The organism is Bacteroides intestinalis DSM 17393 (assembly GCF_000172175.1).
Classification (GTDB): domain Bacteria; phylum Bacteroidota; class Bacteroidia; order Bacteroidales; family Bacteroidaceae; genus Bacteroides; species Bacteroides intestinalis.
On the sequence record NZ_ABJL02000008.1, the window covers coordinates 2296342 to 2314513 of the forward strand.

Below are 18172 nucleotides of genomic sequence, written 5' to 3' on the forward strand. Positions count from 1 at the left end.
CTTAAACCTGTGTTCATAAAATAAGTCCGGTGACCGCTCCGGACTTTTTCTCATCCCAGCGGATTTTCTTCAATCCCGCCATCGCCGCCATGCGACGGGTCCTGGTCTTCGGTGGTGGCTGAAAGTTCAATCCATTCCAGTTGTTCGCTGTCCACCAGGGCGCGGGTGTAGGCGCCGCTGCTGAGGCGGGTGCGTTCAGGGACGAACTCCACGCGGACGGCTTTCACCTGCTTTTCGAAGTCGAAGTCCTTGAGGTCCTTCACGCCGGTGGTGTCGAGCACGTAGCGGAAGTAGCCCAGTCCTTTGATGTGGACGCTCTTGCCCTGGCTCATGCGGGTGTGCATCACGCCTGCAATGTCGCCCAGCACGGCTTGAACGTCGGAGTTACTCACTGTGGAGATTTTTGCCAGGTCCTTGGCAATGGTCTCCGTTTCCACGGGTTTGCCCTGCACTATCGCGCGGGGGTAGTAAACCGCTTGTTTCTGATTAAGCATCTTTTTCCAAAATGGCATAATTCTGATTGTTTTAAGTGTTAATAAATGAATAAATAAATGAACCGGAACCCGTTTTCCCGTGTCGCCGACTCGACGCGCTCTTGTCGCCGACTCGGGGCGGTCATGTCGCCGACTCGAGAATGCCTTGTCGGAGACACGGGAAAACCGGGGTACCGGATAGAAATAGAAGAAGAAAACAGGATTCAAAAATCCTTATACGCAATGACCGCCGGATGAAAAACATCCGGAGCGGCGCGGACTTCCTCACTATAGTTCGATACAGCTTTGCAGTTCTTCTTTTATCATCGGCAAGCAATCATCCGTAGAAGTCAATTTGGCAACTTCTATAAATCGAGGTGTAATCTTAATTTTACAGTGCCCGTTTTCTTCCACCAATTCCAAATCAATGATATTGAGACGTGGCTTATCAATAGAGCAGGCACAGCGATAACCGGAATATTCTGTTTTGTTGGCCGGGTCCTTACGATCTCCGATATAAAGTGTCTGCTTCTCTATAGAACGAACGTGCTCATGGCCGAAGAAAGCCGTCACGATTTTTATTGGAGCTTTATCTAAAACATCTTTTAAAGCCTTTTTGTCGGCGTATGTCCACCATCTCTCCGGATTACCATGCGTATCACCGTTCACATCACATCCATAGTTGATATGGAACATGGGGATGCCCACCTTGTAATCATAATCTGGCATGCATGCCATCGTCTGCATGCTTGCTTTGAGATAGTCCAAGGCGCCGAATGCATAGGTTCCCTCATCATGACCGTGTCCCGTATCTCCCGGATCAGTGCGGTTTGCATTGCCCGGCAAATTGTTTAGCATAAAAAATGCAACCAGCACTTTCTTTCCGTTCTTTTCCAGAGGAAAAAACCATGTGTAGTGATAACCTTTGTTCCCATAATTAGCTGCATTATCCGCAGTACTAATGCCGTATGGAAGAAACAAGCTGCCTTCCGCTATCCGCTTTTTGTTTCTTTGTTGAATATCGCCTTTCACATTCTCACCGCCAAACCCTGTCCATAAGTCGTGGTTGCCCAGTCCGTCGGCAACGGGTATAGACTGTTCTTCCAGTCCGTCAATCAGATTTCCCCATATATCACGCACGGCAGGAAAATGTAGCGGATTAACGTCCCCGGCAGGCGCAGTAGGGCAATCCAACAAATCGCCCGGCATCACGATAAATTCAGGACGTTTCTGTAAATTGATCAGCTTATCTACAACAGACGCTTGACTCCCACAATTAGTATCACCGAAATGATAATCGTTCATCACACCAAACCGACGGGCGGAGAGGCGGAAGAATTCAAATTTGTAACATCCTTTATCATTGACGAAGCCACTCTCTTTCTTGGCATTCTTCGACAATTGCAGATATTTCCCGCGTGATACAAGCACGGCATAATCCATGCCGGAAGATGATGACGGGTAAATGAAAGACCTATAAACAGCACCGGAATGCCGTCCGTCTTCAAGGTCGAAGTCTTGTTGTAACTGTTCCTTTTCCCCGTCAATCGAGATAGTGACACGAAAATGTCCGTGAGCCGTCAACACATGAATACCTTTGGGGGTCATTTCATATTCATCGAGTCTGTAATAGTCATTATCAGAAAGATTGTAAGTTATTTTATTCATAGCCGGCTTTCCCCATTCTTTCTTGTCCGTAGGTTCAACAGTGATTTCAATCTTATTGAAAGCTCTGTTTATCAATTCTAAGTAACATCCGTAACTCATAATATTCTTTTTTTAATGGTTTATATTTTATTCTTTAGCACCTGCATTAACCTCCTTTCTGATGATGGCAGGTACTGATTTTATTGATTAATCTACTTATAACCAGGTTTATCACACCGTCCTGTAGCTGTGTGTCCTCCTTTCTTTGGCGGGATGGGGGTTAATAAATCGTTTTATCTCGCAGCTTCCGCACGCAGGCCGCTAAAAGGCCAGCACGGCACGGACTTTATAGGTATCGGTTTTGGGCTTTACGCCATACCCGGGGATGTCAAGATTTACACGCCAGACAACAGTACCCGTTTCGTCGCTGCTCCAATACTCCCCGGTAAGCTTATCACCGTCCGCCTTATCAATCTGGGGATTGATTGTTTTTTTGAGCATATTCAGTTGCGTGTAATCGTCAGCAAAACGAGTAGGCACACCGAAACACAGTGTGGCAAGCTCATTCCTGCCCGGTAAGAACCACCCGCTGCTACCTGTGGGAGCGGGGTGCGTGGTAGCATAAGTGGCTATCGCATCGTAGACAGGAAAGGTGGTGTCGCTGTTCCGAGAGCCGTAAAGTGCCATTAAACGGGAGCTGTAATAACCGAAAGCTATATCGGATGCCAGTATTTCTTCCCAATCGGCCTGCTCTCCGGATGTGAAGTCCTTGAATGATTCGGCCCACTCATAAATACCCTCAGTCGCCCCCTTTCCGGTGGCCCACTTCACCTTCTGAGAGGAGGTATCATCCATCGCAACGACCATACCGTGCACACACTCCGGATGGTCGCGCATCAGCAGGCGGTCGCCTGCTAGGGTGCCGGTCTGCGTCCAGTGTATCCCCTCGATTTCGCCCACCCAGAAGACTACGCCGAGACAACTCTTCCGTAGTTCATCACGGGACAGGTTGCTAACTTCATCCCCGGGCAGGATGCTGCCGTCCTGCATATAGTAGTCACCCGCTTTTAACGGCCGGAACTCTTCTGTCACCTTACTGTCGTCAAGCGTGTGGACGGTGTATTTTCCGGGCTGAAGATTTAATTGGGAATACTTAAGTTTGAAAGTCTCCTTAGCTCCGTTGTAGTAATACTTATACGCTCCCGGATCCAAGAGCGCGAGGCTTTTAGTGTTCACCAACAGGCGGGCCGTATAGGGGTTCTCCTGCCAATATAAATTTTCACTGATCACCGCCGTGTAGCGGTAATAACTCTTAGAAATCTCTCGGCTGTCTATCTTTTCGGTATAGGTATATTTCGTAGCAGGCACCTGAAGGATGAACAGAGACATGCGGTGCTCCATCGCGAAGCTGAGCGTATGGTTGTTATACACGCCACGGGCCGTCATCAGGTCGGAGGCGGTGTATTGGGCGTAGGTACTCTGGTTGGGGTTAACAGACCACTCATCGACTACATACTTAAAGAAGTCTTCATCGCCGGGCGATACCTTGCCGTTCATATAGTTATCCTTCTGGTAGGGATAATAGGCATGATAACTCTTATCGGGTGAGTAGAAAAGCTGAGAAGTGCCGGCAGGCAGCGTCCACTTGCCTCCCTGTAGGGTAAGGCAGAGGTTTTTCACCTCCAGGGTTCCGTCCTTCACCACGTAGAGGCCGATGCGGTCGCCTTCGGTGAAGACGGTGCTGTAACCGCGTTCCTGGGCGCGGGTTTGCCCGGTGGCGTACATGCCGCCGTCGCTCACGGTGATGGTGAGGGGGCGGGCATCGGGGTCGGTGCCGGCAGGGGGCAGTTCGTCCAGTGCGTCGGACGTGCATGCCGCCAGCATCAGGATGAGGGCGCAGGCCAGGGATGCTGCCGGGGGAAATATGGAATGATGTTGTTTCATACGGTTTCTTTTTTATTGATGAATTTAGTTGCTACTGTTCTACTCGACCGGCTGCCACGTACCTCCTCCTTCTTCCATGTCGATATTTTTGATACCTTCCGAGGTCACGGTGAGGCGGTACTCGTACATCTTGCCACTGAAGAAGTTCGCTTCGCCTGCGGCGGGGGTGTAGTAGAAGGTCTTTCCTCCGATGACTATTTTCACGAACTTCCGTCCCAACATATTTTGGGGAGGAAGCAGGGCGCGCACGGTGCGTACGTAGTCGGCGGCGGCAGGGGTCACTTCGTTGGGGGTGATGTGGTCGGTGCCGGGGAGCACTTGCTCTGCGGTTCCATTGTTGAGATTGATATTCCCTCCCGTGCACGCAAGGTTTTCAAAGGTTACAGTGGCGCGCTTCAGTTCATCGTCGGTCACGCCGTTGCCCGCTTTGAGGTGTACCACCACTTTAGCCGTGACGTGGCGGAAGACGAGGGTCTTATCGGGGGACGTTACGGTGATGTAGAAGTAGGGAGCAGCCATGCAGTCGCTATCCTGATATCCTTTATCTCTCTGGTCGGCCTGTACAGAGAAAGAAGTAGAATCCAGCGAATTATATTTCCCATTAATCGTCTTTTCCTCATCCGGGCTTCTCCAGGTGCAGGCGACATCATTTGTAATCAGCTTTCCATCGGAATCGACGAAGAGGTATATCTCCTGATTCGGCACGCTGGAGATGCTACTTTTAATCCACAGCCTCACCACTTCTCCCCCTTCCCACCTATTTTCAGTGGTAGCCCGTGTCTGGGCGTTGGCGGAGGAATATCCCTCTACGGCGGCGTAGAGTTCCAGCGGCACGCCGCCTTCGGGCCATGCCGCGTCGTCATCGCCTGTGCAGGCAGCCAAAACCAAGGCTGCCCACAGGTACATTATATATATTGGTATGTTCGTCTTCTTCATTTTTTTCTTTATATTTATTGTTTATGGGTTACTCCTGAAATGCAGAGCCTTCTACGGGTGCGCCTATGGTTTCCCAGTCCTCGATTTCGGTTTCCAGCCTCAGTTCCTTATAGTCCACGGTTATCTTATAGATGTACCGCTTGCCGCTTTCCAGCTTCAAGGCATCTCCGGCGGGGATTTTGTAGACGAAATTCGTGTTGTCTGCCAGCTTCACGCGGATGAAGACGGTGCCTGCGGTTAGTTCCTGGGGCACCACGATGGCTTCGGCGTACTGGAGATTGGTGGCGTTAAAGTCTGTCGTCACCAACGTGGGGATGGTAATCGGAGCGGCGGGGTTGGGGTCGGCAGCGAGGGCTACCATCGCCTGGCGTGCGGGCTGGCTACTCATATCGACGCCTTTCTCGGGGGTGAAGGTGGCTTTCAGGGCGGTGTTCTCCAGGGTCACGGTGGCACCGGTGAGGTCGGGGGCGCCGTTGCCGCGCTTCAGCACTACTTCTACTTTAGATAGCAAATGGTAGAAAGTGAGAGCCACCTTAGAGGCGGTGGGGGCCACGTTCCGCTTGGTGGAATAGAGCAGGTCGGAGGCGGCGTAGGCATCTTGCGTGGTCTGGTCGGCCTTCACTTCGTGAGACACCGATGCGGGGAAGCTGTCTCCCACCGGGGCAGGGTTGGCATGGATGGCATAGATGTTCACGGGGTCGGGCGAGATGTAGTACATGTCGGTGGCGTAAGTGAAGCCGCCGGTGCTGTCGGCGGTGAGCACGTTGTTCTGGTAGAGGGAGGCGCCTTTGCTGTCGTCCACCCAGGCAGATACTTCCAGGCCTGCGCCAAGCTGTGTGTCGAGGCCGTAGGAACGGGTCTGGGAGGTGATGCCGCTGGTGAGGCGGATTTCGCCGTTCCAGTTGTCGGTGATTACTTCGTTGTCGTTGTTGCAGGCGGCAAGCGCAAGGGCTGCTGCGGCAATGATTGATAAGTTTCTAAGTTTCATAATCTTACTTTTTTTAGTGTTATTGATAGTGATAAGTAAATGTTCATAATTAGTTTATATAATAATAGGTAACTAAATGATAATTTAGCGGCGTGATATGTGGAGTAACCTCATTCCCCTCCTCCAGTCGGAGGAGGGGTGCCCAAAGGGCGGGGTGGTAGGTGAAAAAAGAATTCCTTATTCTTATGATTAATAGGTATTTTATTGTTTTACCTACCACCTCCCCCTACGGGTACTCCTCCTCCCAGGAGGAGGAGAATGGAGAGTACTTAATTCATTTAATTGTTCGTTTCCATTCCCGCCGAGCCGCCTTCACCGCCCTCGCCGTTGCCCGGTGTCCAGTCGGTAATGGTGGCGGAGAAGTCGGCTCCGGTAGGCGTCTCCACTACTTTCCCGCCCAAGGTAAGGGGCTTCCGCTTGTCGGCGTTGAAGGCGGCAAGCTCCGTGGTGAGGTCGCTCGTGAGGTTCAGGGCTTCGGGGCTGCCGCCCGTGAAGCGAATGATGGCGTTCAGCTTCTGCTGCTCACCCGCTATGCCAAGCAGGCGCACGGTTGCCGCGTACTTCCCGGCATTGGCGCCGGAGGTTATCTTTGCGAACTGCAATTCCACGTTTGTGGGTGTGGCGTAGATGCCGGCAGAGAAATCCAGCGTACCTGCTACGCCCGACAGGTAGCCCTCGATGTGCTCTATCCTGTCCGTGGTGCTGCCCGTAGGCTCGATGACGAGCGTCAGTTGCCGCACCTGCTGCTGCATCACGGCGGTGAATGTCTGCTCCGTGTCGGGCTCTATCACGGCATCCACCGCATCCGTAAACAGCCAGCCGGGCATCTCCTGCACGAAGGGGCCCGCACCGTCCACATTGCCCGAAGCCCCGGCGACGGTGGCGGTGATGCCGGAAACGGTGATGTGCTGCGGCGTGTTGTAGATATGCAGGTGGTAGCTGCCCGGTTCAAAAAGAGGTTCGAGCAGGTTGGTGGTGCCGGTGAGGATGGCGGAGTAGCCGCCGACTTCTACCGTATAGCTTGCGGGTGCGGTCAGTCCCTCGCCGATGCCGCTCCAGTCGGTAACGAGGGTAATTGCCCCTTGCTCCGGGTGCGGGGTGTTGTAGATGGGGTCTTTCACGTCGCAGGCGGCAAGGGATAGCGCTGTGGCTGCTACGATAAGACATTGTCTGATGTTCCTTTTCATATGCGTTGGTTTTAGATGGTTTTACTTGTTGTTTCCGATAGTCCACACGAGGCTGATGCCTGCTTGTGTGGGGCCCCAGAAGTTCTTTGTTCCGCCTTGCTGCTTATGGATGCGCACGCCGTCGGTCATGCCGAAGCTGTCGTAGGCGGAACGGGTATAGCCCAGGCCGAGGTTGAAGTCGAGGGAGAAACTGCGGGAGAGGGATAATTGGTAACCCAGCGTCACGCCCGCATTCCATAGTTTGCCCTGATAGCCGGTGTCGCCTTTCAGCAGTTTGCCGGGCAGATACTTATATATGTTGTACTCGCCGTAGCTGCCGGAGACGCCTGCGTAGAAGCGTCTGTCGCGCAGCAGATACCACCGCACTTCGGGATTGACGAGCCACACTTTCTGCACTTTGCCGTGATTGCCGCCCCACCAGGAGAAGCTGCCGTCGAGCTTGAGACCGATGCTGTGGCTGATGCGCCATTCCACGCCAAGGGTAGGCAGCAGGAAGGCGTCATACAAGAGGTTGGTGCGGAGGGAAAGGGATTGTTCTTTCCGACGGGTGGGTGTTGGCTGTTCCGGGGTTGCCGCTTCGCTCTTCGCTTGCCGGGCAGGCTTCTGGGCTTGCTGAATAGCTTTCTGTTCTTGTTGAACAGCTTTCTGCTCCTGCTGAACAATCTTTAAATCCGTGTCAGTCGCATCGGGTAAATCTTCTTTTGCTTCGTTGATATCGGCGGGGATGCACAGCGTCACGGTCACTACATTCCGCACTCCTTTTGCGTACTCCACGGCATGGTTGGCGGTCACGAAGCAGGCTTCCGTCACTCCTGCCCGTCCGATAAGTTCCGACTTCACCCGGTTGCTGCGCACGGCAGCCATGCGCCGGTTCTCTTCGTCCGGAGCCTGTCCGGTGCAATATCCATCCACGCGCACCGGAATGCTGCCCGAAAGAATGGCCTCCCGGTGTGCACGTAGCAGGGTCAGGAGTGCTTCGAGCTGCGCACTGTTGTCCCGCCAGGGGGCGTAGAACGCATCTTTTCCTTGCACAAAGCGAAAGATGTAGAGACTGTCCGCCGCTTCTCCGGCGAAACTTGCCACTCCCGGCAGCAGCGCCAGGAGCAGAACCAGTAGATGTCTTTGTAAGTGTTTCATAGGTTTATCCTTATTTTAAGTATCTTTTCGATAGTTTCCCTTTCCACCTGCATGCGTTCCAGTTCTTTAAACATACGGTCCAGTTCGCGAAGGCTTTTCGCAATGCAATGGTTGCACTTCCGCTCAATCTTCCGGCAATACAGGAAGAGGCAAAAAATGGCTATTACCATACAAAAAATGAATGCCACAATAAGAAGATACATGTATTCGTTCATCGCTCTTGTTCTTTAGAAATCATGCTGCAAAAGAAGCGATTTACGGATGAAACACTATTGCATTTTGTCCCGACTTTATTGCATTTTGTCCCAAATATATTGCAACACACCCTCCTCAGACACTTCTGGGGCATGTGAGCACAAAAAAAGCACGGATGGACCGTGCTTTTGATTTTTGGGGGATTGATAAGTAGATGTTTATAATTTATTTGCCTGTTTCCTGTATTCCGCCGGACTGATGCCATACTGTTTTCGGAACAGACGGTAGAAGGTGCTCGGGATATTGAAGCCGCAACTGAAAGCTATCGCCTCAATCGTAAGTTCGGGATGATGGTCGAGCATCTTGCGTGCCTCGTCCAGTTTCAGCATGCGCATATACTCCATGGGAGAGTTCCCCGTCACGGCTCTAACGGCATCGGTCAGCAGGTTTTTATTGGTGCCGAGCGCGGAGATAATCTCGTCACGGTTCATCTCGGCATTAGAAAGGTTATCACCGGAAAGCAGATACTCGCGCAAACGGGCAACCAGCCGGTGCTGCTCAACGGTGGCGGCAGTATCGGATGTCTGCGGCAGAACTTCCGACGATGCGGTACTTTCGCAGGCTTGTGCCATTCTGGAGAGTTCTTCCGCCAACCTGTCCTGTTCCTTGATTCGCTCGTACAGCTTGCGGTTCTTGGTAGAAATAATCCGGTTATAGTAGAAGACGCCTGCCAGGAGCAACACCAGAACCAGGCAAATGCCAAGGGCAAACAGGAAATAATGGAAATTACGCTCTTTCTCGGCAATGTGCTTTTCCACCTCATACTGGGTGCGCAGTTCGTCAAAACGGGCGTTGACTTCCACATTATTTATACTGTCGTTCGCCGCAATGATTTCGTCCAGCAGACTGAACGCTTCATCATTGCGCCCCGCCCGTGCCAGTATCTCCATCTTTATCTTACGCACGGCATTGAGGTTGAAAGCCGATTCCTGAACCTGTATTACGGCACTGTCGATAACGGCAAGTGCCGTGCGGTAATCTCCCCGCGACTGCAATATCAGCGCCTTTGCCCGCAGCAGTTCGAATTTCAACATGTTGTTGCTGACGCTACCTTCAAGTTTGGAGAGGTATATGCCCGCCTTGTCATATTCTTTAATATCTATATAGGTGTTCATCAGTGCCACATAAAGATTTCCCCGAGCTTCGGGCTGCACCCTGCCGGTGGCTTTCTCGAAGCGGGCGATGGCTTTTTCATATTCGGGCACCAGTTGCAGCAGCTCGTCATAGCGTGCCTGTGCACGAAGCGACACGCACAGGAAGGCATAGGATTGCGTCAGGATATTATCGTAACCGGAAACTTCCCACAACAGGCTGATGCTCTCCCGGAAGCAGTCTTCTTCCTCTTTCGGCCTCCTCTGCAGGTTATAGATGATGCCGGTGGCATAGAGCGCGGTTGCCATTCCTGCCTTGTCCTTGCGCTCCCGGGCACGGGTATACATTTTCCCGGCTTCGGCGGCGGCCAGTTCATAGTCTCCTTTCAGGTTGTAGGCGGTGATAAGCTGCATGTGTATCTGATAATAGAATTTCCACAAGTCGTGCCGGATATAAAAGTCGAGATAGGCGGGCGCCTTTTCTATGACTTTGTCGTGCTCGCTCCTGTTTATATAGGAGATAATCCTATTGCCGTACACCATTCCCTGCATTTGTGTGTCGCCTTGCCTGATGGCTTCGGCTTCCGCCTGCTCAAACAGCGTCATCAGCGTATCCATTTTCTGGTCATCGCCGGCTTCTGCCATATAGATGTAGTACAGTTTGTTGTAAGTCTGCAACTTATCAATGCCTTCCGCATGTTCGAGGGCATGACGTAAAGAGTCTTTCTGGTGTTGAAGAGAATTTTGTGCCGAAGCGGGCAGGATGAGTCCTAAAAGGAAGCTGTATAGAAGTGTTGTCAGGCAAGTTCTATATTTCATATTTGTTGTGTGTTAGTATAAATTTTGAATTCAGAAGTTACAAAACTACAGAATTTTATCGATTGGCAGCCAATTAACACCAAAAAATTGTCCGTCCCGTTTCAAATACCTATCTTTGGGAAATTTGAAAACAATTCAGTCAATACTATATGATTAATATCGTACCTATCTTAAAGAACAAGAAAGAATTCCTCGAACTCCTGCTTCTCGCAGACGAGCAGGAATCTATGATTGACCTTTATCTGGAACGCGGAGAAATGTTTGCCCTTTACGACGGAGACTTAAAAGCCGCCTGCGTAATCACCGATGAAGGAAACGGAACATACGAAATAAAGAACATTGCAACCTATCCGCACTATCAGCGCAAAGGATATGGAACACAGTTGATAAAGTTTCTGCTGGAGCACTACAAAGACCGCTATCAGACGATGTTAGTGGGCACAGGAGACAGTACTTATACCATACCGTTTTATGAACGGTGCGGCTTCACCTACTCCCACCGGATACCCGATTTCTTCATCAAGAACTACGACCATCCCATGTATGAGGACGGAAAACAATTGCGGGACATGGTTTATTTAAAAATTAGCAAGAATGGATAATTCTTCTTCCAAAGGTTTCCCCTACCTTTGCATCAAAACATAGCAAATGAAGGAAGAAACCACATACGGACATCAGGAATTAATAAATCAAGTCATTGATTATATTCATACCCATCTGCACAAAGCATTGACTTTAGAAATGCTGGCGGCGGAAATGCACATGTCCGTATATCACTTCCATCGGCTTTTCAAATCCCATCTGCAAGAAACACTTTCGGCATACATCACCCGCCAAAGAATGGAAAGGGCTGTGATGTATCTGCAAACGCGAGATTTATCCTTGCAGGAACTCTCCGAAAAGATGGGATATGACACGGCACAATCTTTCTCAAAAGCATTCAAACGATATTTTGGCGTTTCTCCGGTGGCTTTCGGCAATACATTGACCTTTAACACTCCTGAAACAACTCCGATAGAGGATATTGCTTTTATCGGATTGGACGAACCGGAAGTCCTACTCATTTCCCCAATGTACATAGCCTATATCCGTATTATCGGTCCGTATGGAGAAAAAGAGAGTTACGAACTCGGTTGGGGAAAACTTTGCGGATTTCTGAAGGAAAACAAGCTACAATCCAAAGCCACCCGCTGGTTTGGCATCAGCTTCGATGATCCGACTATTACAAAGAAAAAGCAATGCCGTTTCTATGCCTGCGCCTCCGTTGCGCAAAGAATAAAACCATCGGGTGCCATCGGAACATTGACGATAGAGAGTGGAAAATATGCAGTCTATACTTACAAGGGAAGCTATTCAGGTTTGCTTCGTGCCTATACTTATATTTATTCCAGAGAAAAAGGAAGATTGCGCAATGCACTCTCTTTTGAAGAATATGTAACGTGGTCGGACAATCCGGCAAAACAGATAACAAAAATCTATATACCAATACAAAAGAAATAATATGGAATTTATCACATTGAATCCGGATAATGTCATGAGCGAACATTTATGTTGCGCCATTTCTGATAAGAAGCACCAAACAGGTGTAAATGATAAGCGGAACTGGTTGTCCGAACGCGTAAAAGAAGGGCACGTCTTCCGCAAACTGGATGCACAAGGCAAGGTATTTATCGAGTATGCCCCGCTGGAAAAGGCGTGGGTGCCTGTGACGGGGGATAACTATCTGTATATCTACTGCCTGTGGGTGGCAGGCAGCTACAAGGGGAAAGGGTATGGAGAAGCCCTGTTGCAATCGTGCATTGACGATGCCAAGGCACAAGGGAAATCGGGTATCTGTGTGCTGTCTTCCAAAAAGAAGAAGCCTTTCTTGTCCGACAAGAAATTTATGCTGAAATATGGCTTCAAGGTAGTGGATAGCATTAATGACGAATACGAATTATTAGCTCTTTCCCTTGACGGCAGCCAACCGCAATTTACGGCGGATGCAAGGAAACAGACTATTGAGAATAAAGAGCTGACTATATATTACGGCGTGCAATGTCCTTACATTCCCAACTGCATCGAGCAAATCTATAATTATTGTGAGAATAATCAGTTGCCTTTGCGGTTGATAGAAGTCGACACGCTGGAGAAAGCCAAGCAACTGCCTTGCATCTTCAATAATTGGGCGGTATTCTATAACGGGAAGTTCGAGACTGTGCATCTGCTGAATGAAGGATTGCTAAAGAAATTGCTGCAATTGAAATAAGAATACATATTTATAAAACTCTAAAATCAAGAACAATTATGGAAATGAAATTTTGCCAGAGTTGCGGAATGCCGCTGACATCCAATGAAGTTTGCGGAACAAATGCTGACGGTAGCCTCAGCGCAGACTACTGTACTTACTGTTATCAGAATGGAAAGTTCACTCAGGACTGCACCATGGACGAAATGATAGAACACTGTGCTCAGTTTGTTGAGGAATTCAACAAAGACTCGGAACAGAAAGTGACTAAAGAAGAGGCAATTGCCATGATGAAGCAAGAGTTTCCGAAGCTAAAACGCTGGCAGAATTAATTGCCAACAGGAATATCCTTCTTAATCAACCATATCTGTTATGAAAGAACTGAATGATATGTCTGATGAAGAATTATGGACTCTCTTTCCAATTCTCCTGACGGAACATCAGGAGAATTGGAAAGACTTGTATATACAGGAAGAAGAACAACTCCGAACCTTTGTCGGGGAAAGCATATTTCGCATCCGACACATAGGGAGCACAGCCGTAAAAGGATTGATAGCCAAACCTACCATAGACATATTATTAGAGATAAAAGAAGATACCGACACCGAAGCCTTTATCAGAAAGATTGAAAGCATAGGATATATCTATACATATCAGCCCGGTAAGCCGGCACCGCACATGATGTTTATGAAAGGATATACCCCTCAGGGCTTCAAAGGTCAGGCTTACCACCTGCATGTGCGATATGCCGGCGATTGGGATGAACCCATATTCTGCCATTATCTTCAACTTCATCCGGAAGTTGCTCGCAAATACGGAGAATTAAAGGTGGAGTTGAAAAAGAGATATGAACATGACAGGGATGCTTATACAGAAAGTAAAACGGAGTTTATCACAAGCATCGTTCAATTAGCCCGTAAAAGATAGTATGTCCCGCATCGAAAAGGAAAAGCAAACCGTAGAACAGATGATTCGCCTCTACTGCCGGAAGAAAGAGGGGAACGGAACACTGTGCCCGCAATGCAGGGAATTGTTGGAGTATGCGCAGACACGGCTTTCACGTTGTCCGTTCGGAGACGGGAAATCAACTTGTCGGATTTGTACCGTGCATTGCTATAAGCCGGAAATGAGGGAACGGATGAGAGTAGTGATGAGATGGGCAGGACCGAGAATGTTGCTCTATCATCCGGTGGCGGCTATCCGACATTTGTGGCAGGAATATATTAGGAAGAAATAAGAAGGAGTATCAATTCATATCCCTACAAAAATGAATCAAGATACGTTTTTTGTGTACAATTTTCATCTTTTTTTCTTTCCTGTCTTGTCACCTTCCCTACCCCCTCCCAGACACCCTCTGAATGGGGGTACAATGAGTCAGGGACTGAAAGGCATTCAGTCACTGAGTGAAAGGCATTCAGTCACTGACTGAATCAGGTTCACTCAACGAGTGGGAGGAAGAACTGCGGGAAAGGAAGAAATCTACTCGCTTTTTGTAAGCATAATTACTAATCGATGAAATATACAATGAATTATCATTTACCTCATAACGGAAAAGAAAAGAAGGAAAAGAGTGATAAGGCGGTAAGGTGATAGGGGGATAAAGTAGCTGCGCTATATATCACAGAGCGTTATCCCGTCATCACTTTATCACCCTACCACCTTATCACAACTGATTCATAATCGTACAGATATAAGTTAATCCCAATGGAGAAAAGGACACCTCAATTGAAATAATACAAGAACACTGCAATCCCCTCAAGCGCTTTCTTAGGCTGATCCTTTATTTCAATTGTAAACTTAATCTCTGCTTTCGCCACACCACGCAGATTTGCCAGCGAATGTAACTTCGCCACCAGACGCACGCTTTGTCCCGACAACACCGCCTGCCCGAACTTCATCTGCTCCATACCGTAATTAACCATCATCTTCAGGTTGTTTACCTCAATAATCTGGTTCCACAAATGCGGAAGCATAGACAAAGTGAGATAACCGTGCGCAATGGTAGTCTTGAAGTGACTTTCTGTTTTTGCACGTTCCGTGTCTACATGTATCCATTGATGGTCCAACGTAGCATCTGCAAACATATTGATGCGCTCTTGCGAAAGTTCTACATAATCAGAAACGCCAATCTGCTGGCCTACCAGCTTTTCAAATTCCTCGTAGGAGTTAATAATTACTTTTTCCATTATTCTCTTTTTATATTTAATAGTTTCTACGGTTGATAATCCCAACCATAATCATTATGATAAATCATTAGTTTACTCATGCCTCCGTCAATCGTAATGTTCTCCCCGTTGATAAAGGAGTTCCGTTCGTCACAAAGGAAAAGAACTGCACGGGCTATATCAGCCGGTTCTCCTACCCTTTGCGAGGGATGCTGCATGATGTCTCCTTCCGTATATGTCGGCACATAATCCTCTTCATGATAGCTTCCCGTATCAATCCAACCGGGAGCAATAGAATTCACACGGGCAATTCCCGAAAGACTGACCGCAAGCGCATGAGTCAGAGCCGTTATTCCACCTTTGGCTGCCGTATAACTTTCCGTATTGGCCTGCGACTGAAAAGCACGGGTAGAAGAAATATTCACAATAGCACCTGCACTACTGAAGTAGTCTTTAAAAGACAGAGCCAGGAAATAAGGAGCCACTACTCCCACACGTTGCACATACAGGAAGTCTTCATACGAACAGTTGCCCAATATTCCTCCATTTGTCAGGCAAGCATTATTTATCAGACAGTCAATCTGATCTTCTATGGATAAGACAAAGTCTACAAAATCCCGCAGCGTCTGTTCCTCGGCAATATCTCCGACAAAGCCTGTTACCGAAAGCCCTCTTTCCGACATCTTTCCTTCCGCCAGTTCCACCGCCTCGGGTGTCTTATCAATGAAATACACCGTATATCCCGATTCCGCAAACATCTCGACAATGCAACGACCGATACCGGCAGCTCCACCTGTTACTACACATACTTTATTCATACGCTCTTAATTTTAAGTATGATGAACAAAACCCCGATAACGAAGGTTATTATTCTTTTCATGGTTGTTTACTTTTAAATCGTGAAAACAGGTAACAAATATACTCCATATTCCAGCAAGTTACAAAAAGTCAAGTACCCTTTTTCTTATTCGGAAAGGTTTTCCTACTTTTGTGACAAACATTACGAAACATGAAACTGAAAGATAAATTCACAGAACTGATGCATAATCAGGCTTTGAAGCGAAAACTATATGTCATCATATTCGAAGCTGACACACCTGCCGGGAAGCTATTCGATGTTACCCTGATCTGGTGCATATTGCTTAGCGTAGGACTTGTTATCCTGGAAAGCCTGCAAGGATTACCGGTATGGCTGAAAACTCCATTCATTGTTATGGAGTATTTACTGACCGCTTTCTTTACTTTCGAATATATCACCCGATTGTATTGCTCGCCTAAACCTTCCAAATATGCTTTCAGTGCTTTCGGAATCATCGACTTGCTGGCTACACTACCGCTTTATCTAGCTTTCCTATTTCCCGGGGCACGTTATCTGCTTATTATACGGGCCTTCCGCCTGATACGGATATTCCGCATTTTCAAGCTATTCAACTTCTGGATAGAAGGGCAAATGCTGCTGACAGCACTACGAGACAGTAGCAAGAAAATCGCAGTTTTCTTTATGTTTGTGGTTATTCTGGTGATATCTATCGGAACGCTGATGTACATGATTGAAGGAGGAAAGCCTAATACGCAGTTCAGCAATATTCCCAACAGTATTTATTGGGCCTGCGTCACCCTTACCACCGTAGGTTACGGAGATATAACTCCTGTCACCGCCTTGGGGAAATTCCTTTCGGGTTGTGTCATGCTGATAGGTTACACTATTATTGCAGTACCCACCGGCATAGTTTCCGTATCGCTAATGAAAAGACATGAAAAGAATGTAGCAAGAGAGTGCCCCAACTGTCACAGGCGAGGACACGAAGAAAGTGCACAGTTCTGTAAGTATTGCGGATCATCACTTGATAAAGCCCCTAAAGAATAGAAAGACTTTCATACTAAATCATATCGGCAAATAATAACGCATAGAAATATATAAAATGGAACAATTTTTTGTTACTCAAAGAGAATTTACCCTACGTCCCCGTGCACGTGGCTTTCACCTGATAACGGATGAAATAATACGTAACCTGCCGCGTCTGCCGCAAGCCGGACTTTTACATCTGTTCATCAAGCATACCTCTGCCGGACTTAGCATCAATGAAAATGCAGATCCGGATGTCCAGACGGACATGGAAGCCATCTTCAACCACCTGGTGAAAGAACGGGAACCCTACTATATGCATACCTGTGAAGGAGATGACGACATGCCCGCCCATGCTAAATCGACTCTGACAGGTAATAGTCTCAGCATACCTATCACTGATGGTAGACTGAATATGGGTATCTGGCAAGGTATATACCTCTGTGAATTCCGCAATCATGGCGGTGGAAGAAAAATAGTAGCAACCGTCATCGGACAATAAAATATATGAAAACAAAGTTTCCGCAAAGTGGATGTCAACGAACAAAACGAACAGGCTTTCCGCTTCTACCGTAACAGGGGCTTTGAAGTAATAAGCCGGGATGAAACAGATGCACAAGGCAAGCCCTTTCCCATCCTGCACATGCAATTAACAAACTACTAATACAGTAATTATGAAACGAGCCATTATTATAGGAGCCACCTCCGGCATAGGAGAAGAAGTTGCCAAACTGCTAATTCAGCAAGGTTGGCACATCGGTATTGCCGGAAGACGGGAAGAAGCATTGGAGAAACTGCAAGCCACCGCCCCCGGGCAAATCGAAATCCAACGTCTGGACGTAACAGATCCAGATGCCCCTACCCTACTGGAGACACTTATCCGGAAGTTAGGTGGCATGGATTTGTTCTTCCTCAGCTCCGGCATAGGAAGTCAGAACCCAGACCTGAAACCGGAAATAGAACTAAATACCGCCCGTACCAACGTAGAAGGATTCACCCGCATGGTGACCGCCGCCTTCAATCACTTCAAAAACGAAGGAGGTGGGCATATCGCTGTCATCAGCTCCATTGCAGGCACCAAAGGATTGGGCATCGCCCCGGCCTATTCCGCAACGAAACGCTTCCAGAATACTTACATCGAAGCCTTGGCACAACTCTCCCGGATGCAACACTTGAATATCCATTTCACAGACATACGCCCGGGTTTCGTCGCTACCGACTTACTGAAAAGTGGCAAGTTCCCCATGCTTATGCAAGCCAATCAGGTAGCGAAGAGTATCGTCCATGCCTTGAACCGGAAAAAACGGGTCATTGTGATTGACGGTAGATACCGTGTAGTTGTCTTTTTCTGGCGAATGATCCCCCGGTGGTTATGGGAAAGATTGCCTATAAAGAACTAAGATTCGTTGTAAAGACACCATAGTTCTTGCCTCATTCCCGTAAATATTGTATATTCG

The 18172-nt window shown here is 48.3% G+C and carries 20 protein-coding genes and 1 pseudogene; 10 read left to right on the plus strand and 11 right to left on the minus strand.

The features are described from left to right. Window positions 1–50 precede the first annotated feature (50 nt). The 9 genes from BACINT_RS18820 to BACINT_RS18860 all read right to left on the minus strand — a co-directional run bounded on the left by BACINT_RS18820 (window position 51) and on the right by BACINT_RS18860 (window position 10477). Window positions 51–512 carry an HU family DNA-binding protein gene (locus BACINT_RS18820; protein ID WP_007665996.1) on the minus strand — a complete coding sequence of 154 codons (462 nt, stop codon included), beginning with the start codon at window positions 510–512 and terminating at the stop codon, window positions 51–53. Window positions 513–761: 249 nt separating this feature from the next. Next, window positions 762–2240 carry a metallophosphoesterase family protein gene (locus BACINT_RS18825; protein WP_007665997.1) on the minus strand — a complete coding sequence of 493 codons (1479 nt, stop codon included), beginning with the start codon at window positions 2238–2240 and terminating at the stop codon, window positions 762–764. A gap of 201 nt (window positions 2241–2441) precedes the next feature. Then, entirely contained in the window at window positions 2442–4064 is a 1623-nt protein-coding gene (locus BACINT_RS18830) for a fimbrillin family protein (RefSeq protein ID WP_007665998.1), read from the minus strand. A 39-nt stretch (window positions 4065–4103) separates the two neighbouring features. Beyond that, a complete protein-coding gene (locus BACINT_RS18835; RefSeq protein WP_007665999.1) occupies window positions 4104–5000 on the minus strand; it encodes a fimbrillin family protein in 897 nt (298 codons plus the stop codon). A gap of 28 nt (window positions 5001–5028) precedes the next feature. After that, a complete protein-coding gene (locus BACINT_RS18840; protein WP_044155114.1) occupies window positions 5029–5988 on the minus strand; it encodes a fimbrillin family protein in 960 nt (319 codons plus the stop codon). Window positions 5989–6266: 278 nt separating this feature from the next. Beyond that, on the minus strand, window positions 6267–7175 hold the full coding sequence (locus BACINT_RS18845; RefSeq protein ID WP_007666003.1) for a FimB/Mfa2 family fimbrial subunit: 909 nt from the start codon (window positions 7173–7175) through the stop codon (window positions 6267–6269). Window positions 7176–7196: 21 nt separating this feature from the next. Continuing rightward, on the minus strand, window positions 7197–8312 hold the full coding sequence (locus BACINT_RS18850) for a DUF3575 domain-containing protein (RefSeq protein ID WP_007666004.1): 1116 nt from the start codon (window positions 8310–8312) through the stop codon (window positions 7197–7199). Next, window positions 8309–8527: a hypothetical protein gene (locus BACINT_RS18855; RefSeq protein WP_007666005.1), complete on the minus strand. Its 219-nt coding sequence runs from the start codon at window positions 8525–8527 to the stop codon at window positions 8309–8311. The genes BACINT_RS18850 and BACINT_RS18855 overlap by 4 nt, the downstream gene beginning before the upstream one ends. Before the next feature lie 198 nt (window positions 8528–8725). Beyond that, entirely contained in the window at window positions 8726–10477 is a 1752-nt protein-coding gene (locus BACINT_RS18860; RefSeq protein ID WP_007666006.1) for a helix-turn-helix domain-containing protein, read from the minus strand. Window positions 10478–10626: 149 nt separating this feature from the next. On the opposite strand from BACINT_RS18860, the gene BACINT_RS18865 reads away from it, so the two are divergent. From BACINT_RS18865 to BACINT_RS18890, 6 genes are read left to right on the plus strand one after another with little or no spacing between them, the layout of a single operon-like run. Continuing rightward, window positions 10627–11079, plus strand: coding sequence for a GNAT family N-acetyltransferase (locus tag BACINT_RS18865; RefSeq protein ID WP_007666007.1), 453 nt, complete (start codon window positions 10627–10629; stop codon window positions 11077–11079). Between the two features lie 46 nt (window positions 11080–11125). Continuing rightward, window positions 11126–11977, plus strand: a complete 852-nt coding sequence (locus tag BACINT_RS18870) for an AraC family transcriptional regulator (protein WP_007666008.1) — start codon at window positions 11126–11128, stop codon at window positions 11975–11977. A gap of 1 nt (window position 11978) precedes the next feature. Then, window positions 11979–12725: a GNAT family N-acetyltransferase gene (locus tag BACINT_RS18875; RefSeq protein ID WP_007666009.1), complete on the plus strand. Its 747-nt coding sequence runs from the start codon at window positions 11979–11981 to the stop codon at window positions 12723–12725. A gap of 38 nt (window positions 12726–12763) precedes the next feature. After that, window positions 12764–13036: a zinc ribbon domain-containing protein gene (locus BACINT_RS18880; protein ID WP_007666010.1), complete on the plus strand. Its 273-nt coding sequence runs from the start codon at window positions 12764–12766 to the stop codon at window positions 13034–13036. 40 nt (window positions 13037–13076) lie between these two features. Next, window positions 13077–13631: a GrpB family protein gene (locus BACINT_RS18885; RefSeq protein WP_007666012.1), complete on the plus strand. Its 555-nt coding sequence runs from the start codon at window positions 13077–13079 to the stop codon at window positions 13629–13631. A 1-nt stretch (window position 13632) separates the two neighbouring features. Next, window positions 13633–13941: a nitrous oxide-stimulated promoter family protein gene (locus BACINT_RS18890; RefSeq protein ID WP_007666014.1), complete on the plus strand. Its 309-nt coding sequence runs from the start codon at window positions 13633–13635 to the stop codon at window positions 13939–13941. Window positions 13942–14425: 484 nt separating this feature from the next. Here the strand turns inward: BACINT_RS18890 and BACINT_RS18895 are convergent, their stop codons facing one another. Together BACINT_RS18895 and BACINT_RS18900 are read right to left on the minus strand one after the other, a co-directional pair. After that, entirely contained in the window at window positions 14426–14890 is a 465-nt protein-coding gene (locus tag BACINT_RS18895; RefSeq protein ID WP_007666016.1) for a MaoC family dehydratase, read from the minus strand. 26 nt (window positions 14891–14916) lie between these two features. Continuing rightward, window positions 14917–15687 carry an SDR family oxidoreductase gene (locus BACINT_RS18900; protein WP_007666018.1) on the minus strand — a complete coding sequence of 257 codons (771 nt, stop codon included), beginning with the start codon at window positions 15685–15687 and terminating at the stop codon, window positions 14917–14919. Between the two features lie 191 nt (window positions 15688–15878). Here BACINT_RS18900 and BACINT_RS18905 point away from each other — a divergent pair, with 191 nt between their 5' ends. The 4 genes and pseudogenes from BACINT_RS18905 to BACINT_RS18915 all read left to right on the plus strand — a co-directional run bounded on the left by BACINT_RS18905 (window position 15879) and on the right by BACINT_RS18915 (window position 18115). After that, on the plus strand, window positions 15879–16736 hold the full coding sequence (locus BACINT_RS18905) for an ion transporter (protein WP_007666021.1): 858 nt from the start codon (window positions 15879–15881) through the stop codon (window positions 16734–16736). A 55-nt stretch (window positions 16737–16791) separates the two neighbouring features. After that, the gene (locus BACINT_RS18910) at window positions 16792–17217 is read left to right on the plus strand and encodes a secondary thiamine-phosphate synthase enzyme YjbQ (RefSeq protein ID WP_007666023.1); all 426 of its coding nucleotides are present in this window, start codon (window positions 16792–16794) and stop codon (window positions 17215–17217) included. A 9-nt stretch (window positions 17218–17226) separates the two neighbouring features. Beyond that, window positions 17227–17379: pseudogene (locus tag BACINT_RS24735) on the plus strand (GNAT family N-acetyltransferase); the annotation flags it as partial. Window positions 17380–17389: 10 nt separating this feature from the next. Beyond that, a complete protein-coding gene (locus BACINT_RS18915) occupies window positions 17390–18115 on the plus strand; it encodes an SDR family NAD(P)-dependent oxidoreductase (RefSeq protein WP_007666028.1) in 726 nt (241 codons plus the stop codon). Window positions 18116–18172: the final 57 nt, after the last annotated feature.

Excerpts from the sequence above, each read along its gene's own strand:
- BACINT_RS18915 (WP_007666028.1), top strand. The coding sequence starts at position 17,390 with ATGAAACGAGCCATTATTATAGGAGCCACCTCCGGCATAGGAGAAGAA.
- BACINT_RS18825 (WP_007665997.1), bottom strand. The coding sequence starts at position 2,240 with ATGAGTTACGGATGTTACTTAGAATTGATAAACAGAGCTTTCAATAAG.
- BACINT_RS18855 (WP_007666005.1), bottom strand. The coding sequence starts at position 8,527 with ATGAACGAATACATGTATCTTCTTATTGTGGCATTCATTTTTTGTATG.
- BACINT_RS18910 (WP_007666023.1), top strand. The coding sequence starts at position 16,792 with ATGGAACAATTTTTTGTTACTCAAAGAGAATTTACCCTACGTCCCCGT.
- BACINT_RS18840 (WP_044155114.1), bottom strand. The coding sequence starts at position 5,988 with ATGAAACTTAGAAACTTATCAATCATTGCCGCAGCAGCCCTTGCGCTT.
- BACINT_RS18820 (WP_007665996.1), bottom strand. The coding sequence starts at position 512 with ATGCCATTTTGGAAAAAGATGCTTAATCAGAAACAAGCGGTTTACTAC.
- BACINT_RS18895 (WP_007666016.1), bottom strand. The coding sequence starts at position 14,890 with ATGGAAAAAGTAATTATTAACTCCTACGAGGAATTTGAAAAGCTGGTA.
- BACINT_RS18850 (WP_007666004.1), bottom strand. The coding sequence starts at position 8,312 with ATGAAACACTTACAAAGACATCTACTGGTTCTGCTCCTGGCGCTGCTG.
- BACINT_RS18870 (WP_007666008.1), top strand. The coding sequence starts at position 11,126 with ATGAAGGAAGAAACCACATACGGACATCAGGAATTAATAAATCAAGTC.
- BACINT_RS18890 (WP_007666014.1), top strand. The coding sequence starts at position 13,633 with ATGTCCCGCATCGAAAAGGAAAAGCAAACCGTAGAACAGATGATTCGC.
- BACINT_RS18880 (WP_007666010.1), top strand. The coding sequence starts at position 12,764 with ATGGAAATGAAATTTTGCCAGAGTTGCGGAATGCCGCTGACATCCAAT.
- BACINT_RS18875 (WP_007666009.1), top strand. The coding sequence starts at position 11,979 with ATGGAATTTATCACATTGAATCCGGATAATGTCATGAGCGAACATTTA.
- BACINT_RS18885 (WP_007666012.1), top strand. The coding sequence starts at position 13,077 with ATGAAAGAACTGAATGATATGTCTGATGAAGAATTATGGACTCTCTTT.
- BACINT_RS18865 (WP_007666007.1), top strand. The coding sequence starts at position 10,627 with ATGATTAATATCGTACCTATCTTAAAGAACAAGAAAGAATTCCTCGAA.
- BACINT_RS18900 (WP_007666018.1), bottom strand. The coding sequence starts at position 15,687 with ATGAATAAAGTATGTGTAGTAACAGGTGGAGCTGCCGGTATCGGTCGT.
- BACINT_RS18830 (WP_007665998.1), bottom strand. The coding sequence starts at position 4,064 with ATGAAACAACATCATTCCATATTTCCCCCGGCAGCATCCCTGGCCTGC.
- BACINT_RS18905 (WP_007666021.1), top strand. The coding sequence starts at position 15,879 with ATGAAACTGAAAGATAAATTCACAGAACTGATGCATAATCAGGCTTTG.
- BACINT_RS18860 (WP_007666006.1), bottom strand. The coding sequence starts at position 10,477 with ATGAAATATAGAACTTGCCTGACAACACTTCTATACAGCTTCCTTTTA.
- BACINT_RS18845 (WP_007666003.1), bottom strand. The coding sequence starts at position 7,175 with ATGAAAAGGAACATCAGACAATGTCTTATCGTAGCAGCCACAGCGCTA.
- BACINT_RS18835 (WP_007665999.1), bottom strand. The coding sequence starts at position 5,000 with ATGAAGAAGACGAACATACCAATATATATAATGTACCTGTGGGCAGCC.